The organism is Xanthomonas sp. SS (genome assembly GCF_014236835.1).
GTDB lineage: Bacteria > Pseudomonadota > Gammaproteobacteria > Xanthomonadales > Xanthomonadaceae > Xanthomonas_A.
In genome coordinates, this window is record NZ_CP051190.1 from 680,169 (window position 1) to 698,339 (window position 18,171).

The window sequence follows — 18,171 nt, forward strand, 5'->3', positions numbered from 1 at the left end:
GCGCGCCACGACCGCAGGGTGCACCGCTCCCCGGATACCGAGCGCCATGGCCGACGCCGCCGCGACCACCTTGCCGCTCAGCCTGGTGGTGATGACCTACAACGAAGCGGCCAACATCGCGCGCTGCCTGGACAGCGTGCCGTTCGCCGCCGACAAGCTGGTGGTGGACTGCGGCAGCACCGACGCCACCGCAGAGATCGCCCGCGCGCACGGCGCGCGCGTGGTCGAGCAGGCCTGGCTCGGCTTCGGCGCGCAGCGCAACTTCGCCTCCACCCAGGCCGCGCACGACTGGATCCTGGTGCTGGACGCGGACGAATTCCTGTCCGACGCGCTGCGCGCCGAATGCCTGGCACGGCTGCCGCAACTCCTGGCCGAGGATCGGCTGGACGCGGTGTGGCTGCGCCGCAGCACCTGGTACATGGGCGCGCCGATGCGCTGGTACCGGCCAATGGTCGGCGAGCGCCTGGCGCGGCTGTACCACCGCGGCCGCGCGCGCTGGAGCGATGCGCGGGTGCACGAATCGCTGCGCTTCGACGGCGCCAGCGCCGAGTTCGCGCCGCCGTTCAACCACCTGCACAACCCAACCCTGGTGCACAAGCAGCTCAAGGTGCTGCGCTACGCCGAACTGAAGGCGCTCGGCTGGCGCGACAAGCGCAAGCCGGTGAGAATGTGGCAGAGCCCGTTCGTGTTCGCTGGCGCCTTCCTCAAGGATTACCTGCTGCGCCTGGCGGTGCTCGATGGCTGGCGCGGCTTCGTGGTAGCGCAGACCGCGGCCAGCTACGCGCTGTACAAGCGCATGCGCTACTACGAGATGCAGGTCAACCCGGCCTCGGTGGAACAGGCGCGGGCGCAGCTGCAACGGCACGATCTGGAGCATTGATGAGCAAGCACTATCTGCTGTACGGATCCGAACGCTATGCGCTGGCGATATTGCGTCCGCTGCAGGCCGCGATCCGCGCGCGCGGCGACGAGGCGGCGTGGTTCTTCGACGGCCCCGGCGCCGCCGATCTGAGCGCCGACGAGCGCCACCTGGCCACGGTCGAAGAGGTGCTGGCGTGGAATCCGTACGCGGTGATCACCTCCAGCAACGCGGTGCCGCACTTCTTCCCCGGAGTGAAGGTCGAGACCTTCCACGGCTTCGACGCCGGCAAGCCCCGGCACATCTACGTGCGCGGCTTCTTCGACCTGTACTGCACCACCGGCCCGCGCGACACCGCTGCGTTCGGCGCGCTGGCGCGCAGGCTCGGCCACTTCGCGGTGAAGGAAACCGGCTTCCCCAAGATCGACCCGTTCATGCGCGAGATCGGCGCCGAGCTGGCGCCGGTGCGGCAACCGCCGGTGATCCTGTACCACTCCACGTTCTCGCCGTCGTGGAGCGCGGCCGGCATCCTCTACGACGAGGTCAAGCGGCTGTCGCGCAGCGGCGAGTGGCGCTGGATCGTGACCTTCCACCCGAAGATGGATCCGGAGATGGTGGCGCGCTACCGCGCGCTCGAGAACGAGTACCTGCGCTTCGCCGACAACGACAACATCCTGGAGCTGTTCCCGCAGGTGGACCTGATGTGCTCGGACACCTCCTCGGCGCTCAACGAGTTCCTGCTCACCTACAAGCCGGTGGTGACGTTCAAGAACCGGCGCCCAGGGCCGCAGCTGATCGACATCGACGACCCGGCGCAGTTCGAGCCGGCGATCCGCCGCGCGCTGGCGCGGCCGCCGGAGCTGATGGCGGCGATCCGCGACTTCGCCGACGGCCTGCATCCCTATCGCGATGGGCAGTCCAGCGAGCGCGTGCTGCGCGCGATCGACGACTTCGTCGCCGAGGGCGCGCGCAATCCCAAACGCAAGCCGTGGAATTTCTGGCGCAAGCTGAAGATCCGCCGACGCATCGGCTACTGGGGCCGCGGCGCGCGTTGAGCCATCGCGTGGCTGGGCGCGGCGCTTGCCGCTACCAGCGCAGCCGGCGCTGTGCCAACACGTGATTCAGTTGCAGATACAGCGCCTGCGCTTCGGCCTCGGGCACCAGGCGCACCCGCAACGGCGGTTCGCCATGGCGGGCGCCGGCGGTATCCAGCCATAGGGTGGCGGTGCCGCAATAGCGGTCCAGCGGCGAGCGGGTCAGCTGCAGCGTCTGCAGCTTGTCGATCTCGGCCAGCCGCCACCAGCGTGTCCACCAGCCGCCGCGCACTGCCACGTAGCGCGCGTCGAGCGCATAGCCCATGCGTTGTGCCTGGCGCCAGGCCTTGAACGCCGACCACGGCAACCACAGCAGCGACAGCGCGGCCCAGGCGCCGAACGGCCGCCACAGGCCGGCGCACAGCAGCGGTACCAGGCACAGCGCCGGCAGGCATAGCCGCCACCAGCAGCGCGTGGCGATCCCGTGCCATTGCGGCGGCGGCCAGGCGATCTGCGGCAGTAGCCGGTGCAGCAGCGCATCGCAGGCGGCCGGAGTCGCCAGCGGCGCCAGTTCCTTCAGCGCGCGGCCCTCCTCGCCGTGTCCATCCATCACCGCGGTGTCGATGTGCAGGCTGCGCCGCCGCAGCAGGCGTTGCAGCACGCCCTCGTACAGGGTCCAGGCCTGGATCCGGCGCCGCGCCACGCTGCTGCGCAGCCGGGTCAGCAGGCCGCGCTCCACGGTCAGCCGGCGCTCGCTCTCGCTGAGCCGGAAGCCGTGGTACTGCAGCAGCGCCAGCGCCATCGACAGTACGCGCATGACCAACAGCAGCGTCGCCAGCATCAGCGCCACGCTGACCGCGCCGGCCATCCAGCCCAGTTGCAGGTGGCTGGCGTAGCCGAACAACTGCCGCCCGTAATGCTCGATCGCATTGGAGACCATGCGCTCGGGGAACAGGTGATAGGTGGCGCCGAACGCGGTGATCACCACCACCATGCCGCGGTTGGAGATCAGCCCTTGGCGCAGCACTTCCGAGCTGGGCAGCGCCAACAGCACGTCGCTGGCCGGCGCTGCGTCCGCCGCCGCGGACGCGGTTTCGCTGGCGTGCGCGCGATGGCGGATCTGCCGCTCAAGCGCCAGCGCCTGGTCCAGCCGCAGCACCCGCATCTGCGCTTCCGGCTTGGTCCCGCCGGCCGATTCCAGCCGCACTTCGGCCACACCGAACAGCCGATGCAGCAGCGACTGGTGCACGACCACGTTGTGGATGCGCGCGAACGGGATCTCGCGCAGGCTGCGTTCCAGCCAGCCGCTGCGGATGCTCAGGCTGTCGCGGCCGATGCGGTACTGGTAGGTGAGGTAGCGCAGCAGCGACACGGCGATCAGCGCGCTGCCCACCAGCAGCATCATCAGCTGGTCGACATGGTCGTTGCGGCCGTCGCGCCCGCCGAACACCAGCAGCGCCAGCAGCGGCAGCAGGAAATGCCGGAGGTGCTGCAGCAGCACGAACAGCCACGACCACGGATGCAGGCGCCGGACCGCGGTGTCCTCGGCGTCCAGGGCGGCGCTCACAGCGCGTCGTCGTCGTGGTCGAGCTGGTGCGCCAGGCGTTCGCGCAGGCGCTCGGCGTCGGCCTGGTCCAGGCCGGGCACGGCCACCGCGTTGTGCCGGGTGCCGGCGGTGTGCACCACCAGCGTGGCCAGGCGCGCGGCGCGCTCCAGCGGGCCGCGACGCAGGTCCAGATGCTGCACGCGCGACATCGGAACGTGCACCTCGCTCTGCCACAGCCGCCCGCGGCGCAGGTCCAGGCCCTGCGCGTTCAGCCGCCAACGGATCCGGCGATGGCGCACGAAGCCGATGCAGGCGCCGAACAGCGCGCCGAGCGCCGCGGCGCCGGCACCGATGAGCAAGGCCTGGCGGCTGTGCAGCGAGAAACCGAAGATCGCCGCGCCGATCAGCACGCTGAGGCCCAGCATGCAGCCGCCGCCTAGCGCGGCCAGCCAGGCGCCGCGCAGCGGCAGCGGCAGCCAGTCGTCCGCAGGCGCGAACGCCGTGGCGGCCTGAGGGTCGGCGCCAAGCGCGGCAGCAGAGGGGTCCAGGGACGGTGGTGCGGTCACGGCGGGCTCTCGAAACGATGGGCGGGCACTGCGCATGCGCGCCTTGCAGGTCCCGATCGTAACGCGGGCCGCGCCCGGCGTGCTTCGCGCGCGGGCGCGGCGTGGAAACGCTCTCCGCAGCACGCCCTGTCGTTAGGCCTGCGCCGCTGTCGTCGTTGCCGGTGCTGCGCCGTCGCGGCTCAGCGCGCGGCGTGGAGCAGCGCGTCCACATCCAGCGCATGACCGGCACGGGCGGCCTTGGTGCGCAGATAGCCCTCGTTCTCGGCGGTGATCGCGCCGGTGATCGGGATGCGTTCGACCACCTCGATGCCGGCCGCGCGCAGGCGCTCGGCCTTGGAGGGATTGTTGGTCAGCAGGCGCACGCGCTGGATGCCGAGCCCGCGCAGCATCGCCACCGCGCCGCCGTAGCGGCGCTCGTCGGCGCCGAACCCCAGCTGCGCATCGGCGTCGATGGTGTCCAGCCCGTCGTGCTGGTAGCCGTAGGCGCGCATCTTGGTGGCGATGCCGGTGCCGCGGCCTTCCTGGTCCAGGTACAGCAGCACGCCGCCGCCGAGCTCCTTGAGCTTGGCCAGGCCATGCCGCAGCTGGTCGCCGCAGTCGCACTTCAGCGAGCCGAACAGGTCGCCGGTGAGGCAGGAGGAGTGCACCCGCACCGGCACCGGCGCCGACAGGTCGGGCTGGCCGATCACGATCGCGACCTGGTCGCGCTGCGCCACGCCGCCGCGGAACACCACGAATTCGCTGCTGCCGAGATCGCGCAGCGGCACCTGGGTGCGGGTCACCAGTTCGTAGCTGCCGGCGGTGGTGGTCGCGCAACCGTGTTCCAGATCGTCCAGCTGCAGCGACTGGCAGCCCTGGAAGGCGCTGCTGTCCGCGCCCAGGTCCACCGCGATCATCGCCGGCAGCAGCAGGCCCAGGCGCGCGATCTCTACCGCGCCGGCATCCAGCGCATCGCCCGGCAGCCAGTGCGCCGGCAGCGTGCCGTCGCGCAGGTAGGCCAGCGAGGCCAGCGCGTCGTAGGACTGGCCGGCCAGGACGATACGCGCGCCCTGCGGCGCGGCCAGGCCCAGCACCTGGGCGCGGGTCGGGGTCAGGAACAGGTAATGCCGCTGCCCCGCCGCCTGGGCGAAGCTGAGGTAGGACTGCGTGGTGCTGCTGTCCAGCGCCAGCACCGCGCGCGCCTGGCCCTGGCGGCCTTCGATGATCACCGGCCGGCCGGCACGCAGCTCCGAGGCCGCGCGCTCGCTGCGGATCGCGGCGGGATCGCCGAAGGCGTGCACGGAGGTGGGGGCGGGGCTGGTCATGCACGACTCCAAATGGGGATCTCCGGCGCGTCTTCAAGGCTTGCCGGCCGTGGCGCGCCCGGCGCGCGCCGCTTGTGGGCAGGCAGCAGCGGCGGTTCCGGTGCGCCATTGTCGCGTGGTTTGGCCGTGCCGCCAGCATGCGCGGGATGGAACGCACTGTGCGCCGCGCCGGCATGCCTCGCACGCAACCGTCGGCCGGCGCGCGGTCACTCACGAAATCGTGGCCGCGATCGCCGGGCAGGCATGTTCAAGCGCGGTCGATTGATTTCTACTACGCCGGACCCGTTCTCCAGGACCTGCGCATGCACCTCGTCGAATGCACCGAACAGCGCCATGCCGGCGCGATCCTGGAGATATTCAACGAAGCCATCGTCCATTCCACCGCCCTGTACGATTACCGGCCGCGCCCGCCTGAGAGCATGGCCGGCTGGTTCGCGGCCAAGCGCGCCGGCGGCTTCCCGGTGATCGGGGTCGAGGACGCGGACGGCACCTTGCTCGGCTTCGCCAGTTACGGCACGTTCCGCGCCTGGCCGGCGTTCAAGTACAGCGTCGAGCATTCGGTCTACGTGCACCGCGACCATCGCGGCAAGGGCCTGGGGCGGCGCCTGCTGCTGGCGCTGGTCGAGGCGGCGCAGGCGCGCGGCGTGCACGTGCTGGTGGGCGGTATCGACGCCAGCAACAGCGGCAGCATCGCGCTGCACGAGCAAATGGGCTTCGTGCACGCCGGCACCGTGCGCGAGGCCGGTTTCAAGTTCGGGCGCTGGCTGGACCTGGCCTTCTACCAGCGCATCCTCGCCACGCCGGCGGACCCGCACGACGACTAGCCGCGCGGGATGCGCGCCGCTAGTGCGGGTGCCTGGCCGTGGCGTAGGGGTTGGCTTCGGTCGGATCCGGACGCAGCGTGTAGCGCTTGTAGGTCCACTGGTACTGCGCCGGGTCGCGGCGCGCCACGCGCTCCACGCCTTCGTTCAGCGCGGTCGCGGCGCGCAGCGGGTCCGGGTCGGCGATCGCCTCCGGCGCCGGCTGCACCTGCAGCGCGAATTCCAGGTCGTTGCCGACCCGCTCGCACCACGCGAACAGCACGATCGCGCCGGTGCGTTCGGCCAGTCGGTTGACCAGGGTCATGGTCAGCGCCGGCACCCCGAAGAACGGCGCGAACACGCCGTCGCCGGCCTTGGGTTGCTGGTCGGGAAGAATGCCGACCGCGCCGCCGTCCTTGAGCACCTTGAACAGCTGGCGCACCGCCGGACCCTCGGCGCGCACCTGGCGCACGTTGTCGCCGCTGCGCACCAGTTGCAGGAAGGCGTCGCCGACATCGGAGGCCGGCGCGCGGTAGACGATGGCGATGTCGCCGCGCGAAGCCAGCCACTGGTTGAGCAGCTCCCAGTTGCCGAAGTGCGGCGCGGCCACGATCACCCCGCGGCCCGAGGCCAGCGCCGCGTCGTACAGGTCTTGTCCATTGCGTTGGCGCAGCTGGGCCAGGTTCTGCGCCGGCGGCCGGGTCCACAGCACCAGGGTCTCGAACGCCTGCCGCGCGGTGGAACGCAGCACGTCGCGGTGCAGCGCGATGCGCTCGCTCGGCAGCAGTTCCGGGTAGGCCAGTTCCAGGTTGCGGCGGGTGACGCGGCTTTCGCGCGCGTCCTTGCGCAGCCACAGCCAGGCCAGGCCGTCGGCCAGGCGCCGCAGCCACGGCCAGGGCAGGCGCGCCACGGCGGCGGCGCAGCGATACAGAACGGTTGCGAGCGTTGCGGGTTTCATCGCCGCAGTTTATCCGCTGCGCCGGCCGTGCCAGGTCGAATGCATCCCTATGGCCCGATCGGCATCACGAATCGGTCCGCTTGCGGGCCATCGCGACTTTCGCCGAGCGCGGTGACTCGGCCATGATGCCGACGGGATGACAGCGCCCCACCGAAACCGGATGCTTCCGAGTCCCGAGTCCCGAGTCCCCGCCCATGCTCTCCCTGATCCAGCGCGTCAGCCAAGCCGAAGTTCGCGTCGACGATGCGGTGGTCGGTCGCATCGGTCCCGGCCTGCTGGCGCTGGTGGCGGTGGAGCCGGGCGATACCGAAGCCACGTTCCAGCGCATGGCCGAGCGCCTGTTGGGCTACCGCGTGTTCGCCGACGCCAGCGGGCGCATGAACCGCTCGCTGCGCGATACCGAAGGCGGCTTGCTGCTGGTCAGCCAGTTCACCCTGGCCGCCGATACCGGTTCCGGGATGCGGCCCAGCTTCACCACCGCGGCGCCGCCGCTCGAGGCTGAACGCGGCTTCAACCGATTGCTGGAAATTTGCCGGGAGCGGCATCCATCGGGGGTGGAAAGCGGGCGCTTCGGTGCCCATATGATCGTCAGCCTGGTCAACGACGGCCCGGTCACTTTCCTGCTTCGGCCCTAGGCCGGGGCGCTCCTGGCGGAGCGATTCAGCTCCTTGTCCGGCAAGCGGCGGTCCGGGCTGTTATAATGCTAGGTTCACTCATTCATCTACCTGCCGGTGGCGCGAGCACTCATGGCCAACGAACGTCCTGCCCAGCAATCCGACATCAAGCTACTGATCAGCAAGGGCCTGGAACAGGGCTATCTGACCTACGCCGAAGTCAATGACCATCTGCCCGACGACCTGGTCGATCCGGAGCAGATCGAAGACATCATCAGCATGATCAACGGCATGGGCATCGACGTCCATGAAGTCGCCCCCGACGCCGAGACCCTGCTGCTCAACGACGGCAACACCGGTAACCGCGAAGTCGACGACACCGCGGCCGAAGAAGCCGCCGCGGCGCTGACCGCGCTCGACACCGAAGGTGGTCGCACCACCGACCCGGTGCGCATGTACATGCGCGAAATGGGCACGGTCGAACTGCTGACCCGCGAAGGCGAAATCGCCATCGCCAAGCGCATCGAGGAAGGCCTCAGCCAGGTCCAGGCCGCGCTGGGCGCGTTCCCGCTGGCGGTGGAGACCCTGCTCGAAGACTACGAACAGCACAAGGAAGGCAAGAAGCGCCTGGCCGAGATCGTGGTCGGCTTCAACGACCTGATCGAGGAAGAGCCGGCGCCGCCGGCGGTGGTCGCCAGCGACGACGATGCCGCCGATGCCGATGCCGACGACGACGACGAGGAAGTCGAAGCCGCCGAGGAAGAGGCCGGCCCGACCGGTCCGGATCCGGCCGAGGTCGCGCGGCGCATGGAGGTGCTGGCCACCGAATACGCCAAGTTCAAGAAGGCGCACGCCAAGAACGGCGCCGAGCACAAGCTGGTCACCAAGCTGCGCACCGACATCGCCGAGGTGTTCGTCACCTTGAAGCTGCCGCTGCCGCTGACCGACGTGCTGGTGCGCAAGCTGCGCGACACCATGGCCCAGGTCAAGGACCACGAGCGTCGCGTGCTGCACCTGGCCACGCACGTGGCGCGGATGCCGCGCAAGGATTTCATCCGTTCCTGGGAAGGCAACCAGACCAACGTGGCCTGGGTCGACGACGCACTGAAGCGCAAGCAGAAGTGGTCCTCGGCGCTGCGCGACGTCAAGGACCAGATCGTCGCCGAGCAGGAAGCCACCGTGGCGGTGGAGCAGGCGACCTACCTGAGCCTGACCGAGCTGAAGGAAATCAGCCGCGCGATGGCCTATGGCGAAGCCAAGGCGCGCAAGGCCAAGAAGGAAATGGTCGAGGCCAACCTGCGCCTGGTGATCTCGATCGCCAAGAAGTACACCAACCGCGGCCTGCAGTTCCTCGACCTGATCCAGGAAGGCAACATCGGCCTGATGAAGGCGGTGGACAAGTTCGAATACCGTCGCGGCTACAAGTTCTCCACGTATGCGACCTGGTGGATCCGCCAGGCCATCACCCGTTCGATCGCCGATCAGGCGCGCACCATCCGTATCCCGGTGCACATGATCGAGACGATCAACAAGTTGAACCGCATTTCCCGGCAGATGCTCCAGCAGTACGGCCGCGAGGCCACGCCGGAGGAGCTGGCCAAGGAAATGGACATGCCGGAGGACAAGATCCGCAAGGTGATGAAGATCGCCAAGGAGCCGATCTCGATGGAAACCCCGATCGGCGACGACGAGGATTCGCATCTTGGCGACTTCATCGAGGACACCAACGTGGAGTCCCCGATCGAGAACACCACCAACATCAACCTGTCCGAGACCGTGCGCGACGTGCTCGCCGGGCTGACCCCGCGCGAGGCCAAGGTGCTGCGCATGCGCTTCGGCATCGACATGAACACCGACCACACCCTCGAGGAAGTCGGCAAGCAGTTCGATGTCACCCGCGAGCGTATCCGCCAGATAGAGGCCAAGGCGCTGCGCAAGCTGCGTCATCCGAGCCGCTCCGAGCAGCTGCGCAGCTTCCTCGATATCGACTGATCGAGCACGGTTCGCGGTAACGAAAAGGCCCCGCCATGTGCGGGGCTTTTTTGTGGGCGAAGGAGTGGTGCCGCTTGCTTGCGCTATCGAGCCACCCTGCGCGCGCCGACGCCCGCTGTCGCCCCCCTCCGGCGGGCGACCAACCCCTGTAGGAGCGGCTTCAGCCGCGACCAGGTCTCACCGGTAACACTCTGTCGCGGCTGAAGCCGCTCCTACAGGAACACAGGCGCCGGATCGCCGGCGCCCCGCGTATGCCTACGCGAACGCCTTGCTGCTGCGCATCACCGCCAGCACATCGTGGCAGGCGCCCATGGTGTGGTAGTCGGTCTTGCCGGCCGGGCTCTTCTCGTCGCTGTAGCTGCGGTTGTCGCGGCTGAGGATGCGGAACCAGGCGCCGTAGCGGTGGTCGACCAGGTGCTCCCACGAATACGTCCACAGCATGTCGTAGGCGGCGCGGTAGCTGGCATCGCCGCTCGCGGCCAGCAGCCGCGCGGCGGCGGCGATCGCTTCGGCCTGCACCCAGAAATACTTGTCGTCGTCGCAGAAGTAGGTCGGGTGCTGCGCCACGTCGGGCACGCCGACCACCGGCTCGGCCTCGCTGCCGGAGGCGAAGCCGTAGACGATGCCGCCGTGCTGCGCGTCCCAGCCGTGCGCCAGCGCGGTGTCGAACAGGTGGCGGGCGGTCGGCAGCAGCCAGTCCGGCGCGCTGCCTTCGGCGGCGTGCAGATGCCCGTGCAGCAGCACCAGCAGCTTCGACCATTCCACCTGGTGGCCGGGCTGGAAACCCCACGGCCGGAACAGGTGCTTGGGATTGTCGCGGTTGTAGTCCCAGTCCACCTGCCAGTTCGCGTCGTAGTGCTCCCACACCAGGCCGCCGGCCAGCGCGGCTTGCCGGCGGGTGACGTGGTCGGCGAGCAGTAGCGCGCGCTGCAGGTAGCGCGGTTCGGCACTGGCCTCGTAGGCGGCGATCAGCGCCTCGCACAGGTGCATGTTGGCGTTCTGTCCGCGGTAGCTGGAGAACTGCCACTCGGGCGTGGCTTCGTCGCGGTACAGGCCGGCGGCGGCGTCCCAGTAGCGGGTTTCCAGCAGCTGCCAGGTCTCGTCCATCCACGCGTCGGTGTCGAGGCCGGCCTTCTTCGCGGTGGAATAGGCCAGCAGCACGAAGGCGGCGCCGTAGGCGTGCTGGGTGCGGTCCTCGGCGATGCCGTCGCGCAGGGTCCACACGTAGCCGCCGCTGGCGGCGTCGCGATGCACCTCGCGCAGGTAGCGCAGGCCGTGGCGTGCGGCATCCAGGTACTCGGCGGCCAGCGGCGAATCGGCGAACTCGTTCGCCGCCATCGCGTAGTTGAAGACGAAGCGGGTGCTGCTGACCAGGTGGCGGTGGCCGGCGTCGTACACGCTGCCGTCGTCGCGGAAATAGTGGAAGAAGCCGCCGGCCGGATCGATCGCGCGCGGATGGTAGAAGGCCATGGTGTCGGCGATATGCGCGCGCAGCACGGCGGCATCGGCGAAGTCGGGCAGGGGCGTGGCAGGCAGGTTCATGCGGTCGCTAGGAGCCATGTGAGTGGGGGAAGGGGGAGGAACAACCGAGCGCAGGCACGGCGGCAGCACGCCGCCGCGCCCGTCTCGCGCATCAATGCATAGCGCGCGCCACCGGCCTGGCGCCCGGCGCCTCGGCCGGCAGATTGGCCGACAGCCGCGAGCCGCGCAGGCCGTACCAGAGGATGTAGGCGTAGCACAGCAGCGGGATCACGAAGGCATGCTGGATGCCGACCACATCGGCCAGCGCGCCCTGCGCCAGCGGCACCAGCGCGCCGCCGACGATGCCCATGATCAGCAGGCTCGAGGCCTTGCTGGTCAGCGGGCCCAGGCGTTCGATGGCCACGGTGAAGATGGTCGGGAACATGATCGAGTTGAACAGGCCGATCGCGATTACGCTCCACATCGCCACGTGGCCGGTGCTGATCATGGTCACGATCAGCAGCAGCGAGGCGACGCCGGCGAAGGCGGCCAGCAGCTTGCGCGCTGGGATCACCTGCAGCAGCGCGGCGCCGGCGAAGCGGCCGACCATCGCGCCGCCCCAGTAGAACGCCAGGTAGCGGCTGGCGGTGGCTTCGGTCAGACCGCCGGTGGTCGGGCCGGAGATGTAGTTGATCAGGAAGCTGCCGATCGACACTTCCGCGCCGACGTACATGAAGATCGCCACCACGCCCCACAGCAGGTGCGACTGGCGCAGCGCATCGCCGAAGCTGTGATGCGACTCGACGCTGCCGGCGTCGTCCTCTCGCAGCGAGGGGATACGCATCACCAGCACGAACACCGCCAGCAACAACAGGCCGCCGGCCAGCAGCAGGTACGGCACCTGCACCGATTGCGCCTGCGCGCCGCGGTAAGCCGCCTGCTCGAGCGCGCTCATCGCCGCGATCTTGTCGGCCGACAGCACCGCGCCGGCCAGGATCAGCGGGCCGATCAGCAGCGGGAAGATGGTGGTGCCCAACGAATTCAGCGCCTGCGCGAAGTTGAGTCGGCTCGGCGCCTTGCTCGGTTCGCCGATCAGGCTGATGTAGGGATTGGCCGCCACCTGCAGCAGGGTGATGCCGCTGGCCAGCACGAACAGCGCGGTCAGGAACAGCGGATACGACGGCAGCCGCGCGGCCGGATAGAACATCGCCGCGCCGATCGCCGCGATCACCAGGCCGATGACGATGCTGGCCTTGTAGCCCACGCGCGCCACTACCGCGCCGGCCGGCAGCGACATCAGGAAGTACGCGCCGAAGAAGGTGAACTGGATCAGCATCGACTGCGCGTAGTTCATCTGGAACACGGCTTTCAGATGCGGGATCAGCACATCGTTGAGGCTGGTCAGGCCGCCCCAGGTGAAGAAGATCATGCTGACCACCGCGATGGCGGCAGTGTTGGACAGCGGACGACGGCTCATGCAGCGACTCCGGGAACGGACGAGAGGGCGACCCGGCTGCTGGCGCGCAGGCACAGCCGGGACGGGGCGATGGTAAGCGCAGGCAGTGACTGTTGCTGGCGCAGCGCGTCCAGCACCAGCTGCGCGGCCTGCATGCCGCGTTCGCGCGGGGCGACCGCGACGGTGGACAGCGACGGGGTGGCGACGGCGGCTTCGGCGATGTCGTCGAAGCCGATCAAGGCGTAGTCGCGGCCGGCGTGGCGGCCGCGTTCGGCCAGGCCGCTGGCCAGGCCCAGCGCGACCACGTCGTTGTAGCAGACCAGCGCGGTCGGCAGCGGGTCGCGCGCGCACAGCGCGCCGGCCTGGCGCGCGGCTTCCAGCCGGGTCGGCGCGCATTCGATCAGCCACGCCGGGTCGGCGGCGATGCCGGCGGCGGCCAGCGCATCGCGGTAGCCGGCGCGGCGTTCGGCGCAGGAACTGGACTGGCGGTGGCCGCCGAAGAACGCGATCGCGCGGTGGCCCAGCGCCAGCAGGTGTTCGGTGGCCAGGCGCGCGCCGCGGCGGTTGTCCAGCGCCAGCAGCGGCCAGTCGCCGTCCAGCGCGCGGTTGAACAGCAGTACCGGCAGCCGCGTGCCGAGCAATTGGCGCAGCCGCGCCGCGTCGGTGTTCTCGGTCGGCGACAGGATCAGCGCCGCCGGCTGGTGCTCGATCAGCGAGGCCAGCACGCTGTGCTGGCGCTCCGGCGATTCGCCGGTGCTGCCCATCAGCATCACGTAGCCGGCCTCGGCCAGCGCCGCGTCCACGCCGCCGGCAAATTCGGCGAAGAACGGATTGGCCAGGTCGTTGACCACCAGCGCCACCGCGTTGGAGGCGCGCCCGCGCAAGCTGGCCGCGCCGCGGTGGTAGACGTAGCCCTGCCGCGCGATTTCCGCCGCCACCCGCGCGCGCGTGTCCGCATGCACCAGCGGGCTGTTGCGCAGCACCAGCGACACGGTCGCCCGCGACACGCCGCAGGCGGCGGCGATGTCGGACACGGTGACGCGTTTGTCGGCGGGGGACGACGGCACGGCGATTAGACCGGTTCAAAAGGCCGCCCATCCTGCGCCGTCGTGATCGGCTACGCATTTTGCAGTGCAGCAAAATGCACGGCGGCTTTTGTGGTATCCGTTTCTTGGACCGATTCGACCGGGGAAAAGACACCATGCACAGCACCTGGACCAAGCGCGCGGCCGTCGCGCTGCTGCTCGCCGCCGCCTGGCCTGCGGCGCACGCCGCCACCAGTTCCGCCGCCGCCAGCCCTGGCGAGCGCGCCGTCGCCGCGGTGGACCCGTTCATCGGCACCGGCGGCGAAGGCCACACCTACCCCGGCGCCACGGTGCCGTTCGGCATGGTCCAGCTGAGCCCGGACACGCGCATCCAGCCGCGCAAGGACGCCTACGGCTGGGCCGCCGGCTACCGTTACGACGACCGCAGCCTGGTCGGCTTCTCGCACACCCACTTCTCCGGCACCGGCCATTCCGACCTGGGCGACGTGTTGCTGATGCCGATCAGCGGCGCGGTGCGGCTGGAGCGCGGCGATCCGGACAAGCCCGGCAGCGGCTACAGCTCGCGCTTCCGCCACGACGACGAACGTGCCGAACCCGGCTACTACGCGGTGACCCTGGACGACTACAAGGTGCGCGCCGAACTCACCGCCAGCGCGCGCGCCGGCGTGCACCGCTACACCTTCCCCAAGGGCCAGCCGGCGCACGTGCTGCTGGACCTGCGCACCAGCATGTACGACTACCCCGGCAAGATCAGCTGGTCGCGGTTGCGCGTGCGCGCCGACGGCACCGTCACCGGCTTCCGCGAAACCCGCGGCTGGGCGCCGGGGCGGCAGCTGTACTTCGCGCTGCGCTTCTCGCAGCCGCTGCGCGGCCATGCCTTGCACAATACCGAGCAGGACATCCCGTACAAGGGCTTCCCGCCGCCCGGCGACAACGACCCCACCCAACGCGCGCAGATCGAAGGCCGCCAGCTGGTGGCCAGTTTCGATTTCGGTGCGGCCACGCGCGAACCGCTGCTGGTGAAGGTGTCGATCTCGCCGGTCAGCGAGGACAGCGCCATCGCCAACCTCGACGCCGAGGTGCCGGGCTGGGACTTCGACGGCGTGCGCCGCGCGGCGCGCGCGCAGTGGGCGCAGGCGCTGGGTGCGGTCGAAGTGGATGCGCCGGCAACGCAGCGCACCCAGTTCTACACCGCGCTGTACCACAGCCTGCTCGGCCCCACGCTGTTCATGGACAGCGACGGCCGCTATCGCGGGCCGGACAACGCCGTGCACCAGGCGCAGGGCTACACCAACTACTCGACATTCTCGCTGTGGGACACCTACCGCGCGCTGCACCCGCTGCTGACCCTGGTGCAGCCGCCCCAGCGCACCAACGACATCGTCAACTCGCTGCTCGCGCACCGCAAGAACAGTCCGTACGGGGTGCTGCCGGTGTGGTCGTTCCAGGGCCTGGAGACCTGGTGCATGATCGGCTACCACGCCGTGCCGGTGATCGCCGACGCCTACATGAAAGGCATCCGCGGCTACGACACCGACGCCGCGCTCGAGGCGATGGTCGCCAGCGCCGACTACGGCCCCTACGACGGCATCGCGCAATACCGCGAGTTGGGCTACGTGCCGATCGACGAGGAAGGCGAGGCCGCGTCCAAGACCCTGGAATACGCGTTCGACGACTGGACCATCGCACGCATGGCGCAGGCGATGGGCCGCACCGAAGTGGCCAGCGAATTCGGCAAGCGCGCCGGCAACTGGCAGCATGCCTTCGACGCCAAGACCGGGTTCATGCGCGCGCGCAAGCGCGACGGCAGCTTCCGCGAACCGTTCGATCCCAGTGCCAGCGGCTACGGCAGCGACTACACCGAAGGCAACGCCTGGCAGTACTCGTGGTACGTGCCGCAGGACGTGGCCGGCCTGGCCCGCGCGCATGGCGGCGAGGACAAACTGCTGGCGCGGCTGGACCAGGTGTTCGAGGCCAAGGTCGATCCCAAGGTGTTCGAACACATGGAAGACATCACCGGGCTGATCGGCTGGTACGCGCACGGCAACGAGCCCAGCCACCACGTGGCCTACCTCTATGCCTACGCCGGCCAGCCCTGGCGTACCCAGGCACGGCTGCAGCAGATCATGCGCAGCCAGTACGCGGCGCGTCCCGACGGCCTGGCCGGCAACGACGACCTGGGGCAGATGTCGGCGTGGTACGTGTTCACCGCGCTGGGTTTCTACCCGGTAGCGCCGGCCAGCAACCAGTACATCATCGGCCGCCCGTTCCTGCCGCACGCGACCCTGGCGCTGCCCAACGGCAAGCGCTTCAGCATCGTCACCGACGGCCTGGACGATGCGCATCCCTACATCGGCAGCGTCACCCTCAACGGCCGCCCGCTGGACCGCGCCTTCCTGCGCCACGAGGAAATCATGGCCGGCGGCGAATTGCGTTTCACCCTGCAGGCCGAGCCGAACACCGCGTGGGCCGCAGGCGAGGGCGCGGAGCGGGCGTATTCGATGAGCGAAGGCAAGGTGCGTGGGCAGTGGGGCCAGTAGCGCTCCCTGCCAGTGGTCCGTGCCGAGGCAGTCCTGCACCGTGCGGCTGCAGCGCGCCTCCGCGCATCGGTTGGAGCAGAGACCTCATTCGCCTTCGATTGCAGGCCCGAATCCTGCCAGACCCCACCATCAAAACAGGCGCTTGGGCTTTCCGCCCAGGTGCCTTCTGTGCCTTCGGAAAAGCGCCGGAAACATTCAGCGCTTGCGAATTGGCTTCACGGCTGGAATGTCGCGATCATAGACCCCGTGGTGGGCGGCGCCGATGTCCGACCGCGTCCTGCTTGTCGCCAGCGCGCTCGTAGATGGCCGGCGCTGTCAGCGACAGCCGCTGAGACTGTCAAGCACTGCGTTCGGCATCGAAGTTCTGCCGACATTGGCGAAAATCCTCGGCGTGTTCCACCACCCATGTCCACATGGGAATCATCAGGACAAGCAGGTCCTTGCCCAATGGGGTGATGCTGTACTCGACACGGGGAGGCACCTCGTTGAAATCATGCCTGCCGATCAGGCCATCCCTTTCGAGTTGCCGCAGGGTGCGCGTGAGCATGCGCTGCGTGATCCCCTTCATCCTGCGCGCGAGATCCGCATGACGCAGTGTCCCGTAAACGCCGAGCGCATGAATGATCCCGAGGGACCAGCGATTGCCCGCGTGCGCCAGAACCTCGCGGCGTAGACCGTCGTCGTCTGCGCTCATCCCGTCGCAGATCAGTTGGGAATGCTGCAGGAGCTCATCGGAACTCATGAACGGGGCGGTCGGTATCACGGGTGTGCCTTCTTATGTGTGGTCTGTGCGACAGGCAGAATCGCCGCCATCGTACACAGACATGGTGATTCAATGGCTTCTCGCGCCAGCAACACTGCCTCCCGGTCCATCCTGGTTTTGGGAGCGGGAGAACTTGGGATGCCGGTCATCCGCAACCTGGCACGGCTCTCGAAGGAGCATGCCCAGGCGCGCATCAGCGTCATGCTGCGGCCGGCCTCCATCGCATCGGACCTGCCCGAAAAGCGGCGCATGGTGGACGAGATCCGTTCGCTGGGCGTCGAGATAGTCGCCGGTGATCTTGTCGTGGCGAGCGAGGATGCGTTGGCCGCCACCTTCTCCGGATTCGACACCGTCATTGGATGTACCGGTTACGCGGCCGGTCGCGATACCCCGATGAAAGTCGCGCGCGCCGCAGTGAAGTCAGGCATTCCCAGGTACTTCCCGTGGCAGTTCGGTGTCGATTTCGATGCCATCGGCCGTGGAGGTCCCCAGGATCTGTTCGACGCGCAACTGGACGTGCGCGAATATCTGCGGTCGCAGACCGCGATGGAATGGGTCGTCATTTCCACCGGAATGTTCACCAGCTATCTCTTCGAGCCGGAATTCGGGGTGGTCGATCTCTCCGGGCGGAAGGTCAACGCGCTGGGCTCGGCGACCAACGCCGTCACGCTGACCACGCCGGAGGACATTGGCGCAATGACGGCGCGCATCGTCTTCTGCTCGCCCATGATCCGTAACGAGATCGTGTACCTCGCGGGCGATACGATCGGCTATGGCGAACTTCCGGGAATTCTCGAGAAGACGTTCGGCGCACCTTTCGAGCTCGCCGTATGGAGCGTTCCTCAACTCATGCAGGAACTGGCGGAAGACCCGGCGAACATGATCAAGAAGTACCGTGCGGCTTTTGCGCAAGGGAAGGGCGTAGCGTGGGAAATGGAGCGGACCTTCAACTTCAGGATCGGGGCCGAGCTGGAAAATGTCGAGGGCTGGTTGAAAGCCAACGTCCAAGCCCCCTGACCGTGACCCGCGTAGTTCTGTCCAACCTTTCGGGATGGAGCTACGCCGGCATCGTCGACGAGGATCATCTGGTTCTTCTTTAAGCGACATGCCAGGTTCACGCATCGCTGAACCCAGGTTTTCACGGGCGGATGGCGCCTTGCCGATCACGGCGCCCGTTACCGACACGTGCGACCCCAGCACTGCTCAACGCAGCTCACTTCAGCGTGGTCGTC

15 protein-coding genes are annotated in these 18,171 nt (G+C 68.8%); 7 read left to right on the plus strand and 8 right to left on the minus strand.

Annotation, left to right across the window (positions count from 1 at the left end):
- The first annotated feature begins 46 nt into the window (after positions 1 to 46).
- Complete coding sequence (locus HEP74_RS02980; protein WP_185815126.1) at positions 47 to 880, plus strand: glycosyltransferase family 2 protein; 834 nt, start codon at positions 47 to 49, stop codon at positions 878 to 880.
- Complete coding sequence (locus tag HEP74_RS02985) at positions 880 to 1,914, plus strand: CDP-glycerol glycerophosphotransferase family protein (protein WP_185815127.1); 1,035 nt, start codon at positions 880 to 882, stop codon at positions 1,912 to 1,914. The genes HEP74_RS02980 and HEP74_RS02985 overlap by 1 nt, the downstream gene beginning before the upstream one ends.
- Before the next feature lie 31 nt (positions 1,915 to 1,945).
- Here the strand turns inward: HEP74_RS02985 and HEP74_RS02990 are convergent, their stop codons facing one another.
- The 3 genes from HEP74_RS02990 to ribA form a co-directional block, all read right to left on the minus strand.
- Entirely contained in the window at positions 1,946 to 3,460 is a 1,515-nt protein-coding gene (locus HEP74_RS02990) for a PH domain-containing protein (protein ID WP_185815128.1), read from the minus strand.
- Positions 3,457 to 4,005 carry a PH domain-containing protein gene (locus HEP74_RS02995; protein WP_255427864.1) on the minus strand — a complete coding sequence of 183 codons (549 nt, stop codon included), beginning with the start codon at positions 4,003 to 4,005 and terminating at the stop codon, positions 3,457 to 3,459. The genes HEP74_RS02990 and HEP74_RS02995 overlap by 4 nt, the downstream gene beginning before the upstream one ends.
- Before the next feature lie 179 nt (positions 4,006 to 4,184).
- Positions 4,185 to 5,309, minus strand: coding sequence for a GTP cyclohydrolase II RibA (gene ribA, locus HEP74_RS03000; protein WP_185815130.1), 1,125 nt, complete (start codon positions 5,307 to 5,309; stop codon positions 4,185 to 4,187).
- A gap of 302 nt (positions 5,310 to 5,611) precedes the next feature.
- Between ribA and HEP74_RS03005 the strand changes: the two genes are divergently transcribed.
- Positions 5,612 to 6,133: a GNAT family N-acetyltransferase gene (locus HEP74_RS03005; protein WP_185815131.1), complete on the plus strand. Its 522-nt coding sequence runs from the start codon at positions 5,612 to 5,614 to the stop codon at positions 6,131 to 6,133.
- 19 nt (positions 6,134 to 6,152) lie between these two features.
- On the opposite strand, the gene HEP74_RS03010 is transcribed toward HEP74_RS03005, so the two are convergent.
- Complete coding sequence (locus HEP74_RS03010) at positions 6,153 to 7,067, minus strand: lauroyl acyltransferase (RefSeq protein WP_185815132.1); 915 nt, start codon at positions 7,065 to 7,067, stop codon at positions 6,153 to 6,155.
- A gap of 194 nt (positions 7,068 to 7,261) precedes the next feature.
- Between HEP74_RS03010 and dtd the strand changes: the two genes are divergently transcribed.
- Complete coding sequence (gene dtd, locus HEP74_RS03015) at positions 7,262 to 7,702, plus strand: D-aminoacyl-tRNA deacylase (RefSeq protein ID WP_185815133.1); 441 nt, start codon at positions 7,262 to 7,264, stop codon at positions 7,700 to 7,702.
- Between the two features lie 111 nt (positions 7,703 to 7,813).
- Positions 7,814 to 9,673, plus strand: a complete 1,860-nt coding sequence (rpoD, locus tag HEP74_RS03020; protein WP_185815134.1) for an RNA polymerase sigma factor RpoD — start codon at positions 7,814 to 7,816, stop codon at positions 9,671 to 9,673.
- 255 nt (positions 9,674 to 9,928) lie between these two features.
- On the opposite strand, the gene HEP74_RS03025 is transcribed toward rpoD, so the two are convergent.
- From HEP74_RS03025 to HEP74_RS03035, 3 genes are all read right to left on the minus strand, one after another.
- On the minus strand, positions 9,929 to 11,215 hold the full coding sequence (locus tag HEP74_RS03025) for an AGE family epimerase/isomerase (RefSeq protein ID WP_185815135.1): 1,287 nt from the start codon (positions 11,213 to 11,215) through the stop codon (positions 9,929 to 9,931).
- A 91-nt stretch (positions 11,216 to 11,306) separates the two neighbouring features.
- Positions 11,307 to 12,611, minus strand: coding sequence for a sugar MFS transporter (locus HEP74_RS03030; RefSeq protein WP_185815136.1), 1,305 nt, complete (start codon positions 12,609 to 12,611; stop codon positions 11,307 to 11,309).
- Positions 12,608 to 13,657 (minus strand): LacI family DNA-binding transcriptional regulator, encoded by a 1,050-nt coding sequence (locus HEP74_RS03035; protein WP_185815137.1) that lies wholly within the window; start codon positions 13,655 to 13,657, stop codon positions 12,608 to 12,610. The genes HEP74_RS03030 and HEP74_RS03035 overlap by 4 nt, the downstream gene beginning before the upstream one ends.
- 134 nt (positions 13,658 to 13,791) lie before the next feature.
- Here HEP74_RS03035 and HEP74_RS03040 point away from each other — a divergent pair, with 134 nt between their 5' ends.
- Positions 13,792 to 16,176, plus strand: a complete 2,385-nt coding sequence (locus HEP74_RS03040) for a GH92 family glycosyl hydrolase (RefSeq protein WP_185815138.1) — start codon at positions 13,792 to 13,794, stop codon at positions 16,174 to 16,176.
- 337 nt (positions 16,177 to 16,513) lie between these two features.
- Here the strand turns inward: HEP74_RS03040 and HEP74_RS03045 are convergent, their stop codons facing one another.
- Positions 16,514 to 16,918 carry a winged helix-turn-helix transcriptional regulator gene (locus HEP74_RS03045; protein ID WP_185815139.1) on the minus strand — a complete coding sequence of 135 codons (405 nt, stop codon included), beginning with the start codon at positions 16,916 to 16,918 and terminating at the stop codon, positions 16,514 to 16,516.
- 159 nt (positions 16,919 to 17,077) lie between these two features.
- Between HEP74_RS03045 and HEP74_RS03050 the strand changes: the two genes are divergently transcribed.
- The gene (locus HEP74_RS03050; protein WP_255427865.1) at positions 17,078 to 17,956 is read left to right on the plus strand and encodes an aromatic alcohol reductase; all 879 of its coding nucleotides are present in this window, start codon (positions 17,078 to 17,080) and stop codon (positions 17,954 to 17,956) included.
- Positions 17,957 to 18,171 lie beyond the last annotated feature (215 nt).

Coding starts and splice junctions, on each gene's coding strand:
- HEP74_RS02985 (WP_185815127.1), top strand. CDS start 880: ATGAGCAAGCACTATCTGCTGTACGGATCCGAACGCTATGCGCTGGCG.
- ribA (WP_185815130.1), bottom strand. CDS start 5,309: ATGACCAGCCCCGCCCCCACCTCCGTGCACGCCTTCGGCGATCCCGCC.
- HEP74_RS03025 (WP_185815135.1), bottom strand. CDS start 11,215: ATGAACCTGCCTGCCACGCCCCTGCCCGACTTCGCCGATGCCGCCGTG.
- HEP74_RS03045 (WP_185815139.1), bottom strand. CDS start 16,918: ATGAGTTCCGATGAGCTCCTGCAGCATTCCCAACTGATCTGCGACGGG.
- HEP74_RS02980 (WP_185815126.1), top strand. CDS start 47: ATGGCCGACGCCGCCGCGACCACCTTGCCGCTCAGCCTGGTGGTGATG.
- HEP74_RS03050 (WP_255427865.1), top strand. CDS start 17,078: ATGCCGGTCATCCGCAACCTGGCACGGCTCTCGAAGGAGCATGCCCAG.
- HEP74_RS03010 (WP_185815132.1), bottom strand. CDS start 7,067: ATGAAACCCGCAACGCTCGCAACCGTTCTGTATCGCTGCGCCGCCGCC.
- HEP74_RS03005 (WP_185815131.1), top strand. CDS start 5,612: ATGCACCTCGTCGAATGCACCGAACAGCGCCATGCCGGCGCGATCCTG.
- HEP74_RS03040 (WP_185815138.1), top strand. CDS start 13,792: ATGCACAGCACCTGGACCAAGCGCGCGGCCGTCGCGCTGCTGCTCGCC.
- HEP74_RS03030 (WP_185815136.1), bottom strand. CDS start 12,611: ATGAGCCGTCGTCCGCTGTCCAACACTGCCGCCATCGCGGTGGTCAGC.
- dtd (WP_185815133.1), top strand. CDS start 7,262: ATGCTCTCCCTGATCCAGCGCGTCAGCCAAGCCGAAGTTCGCGTCGAC.
- rpoD (WP_185815134.1), top strand. CDS start 7,814: ATGGCCAACGAACGTCCTGCCCAGCAATCCGACATCAAGCTACTGATC.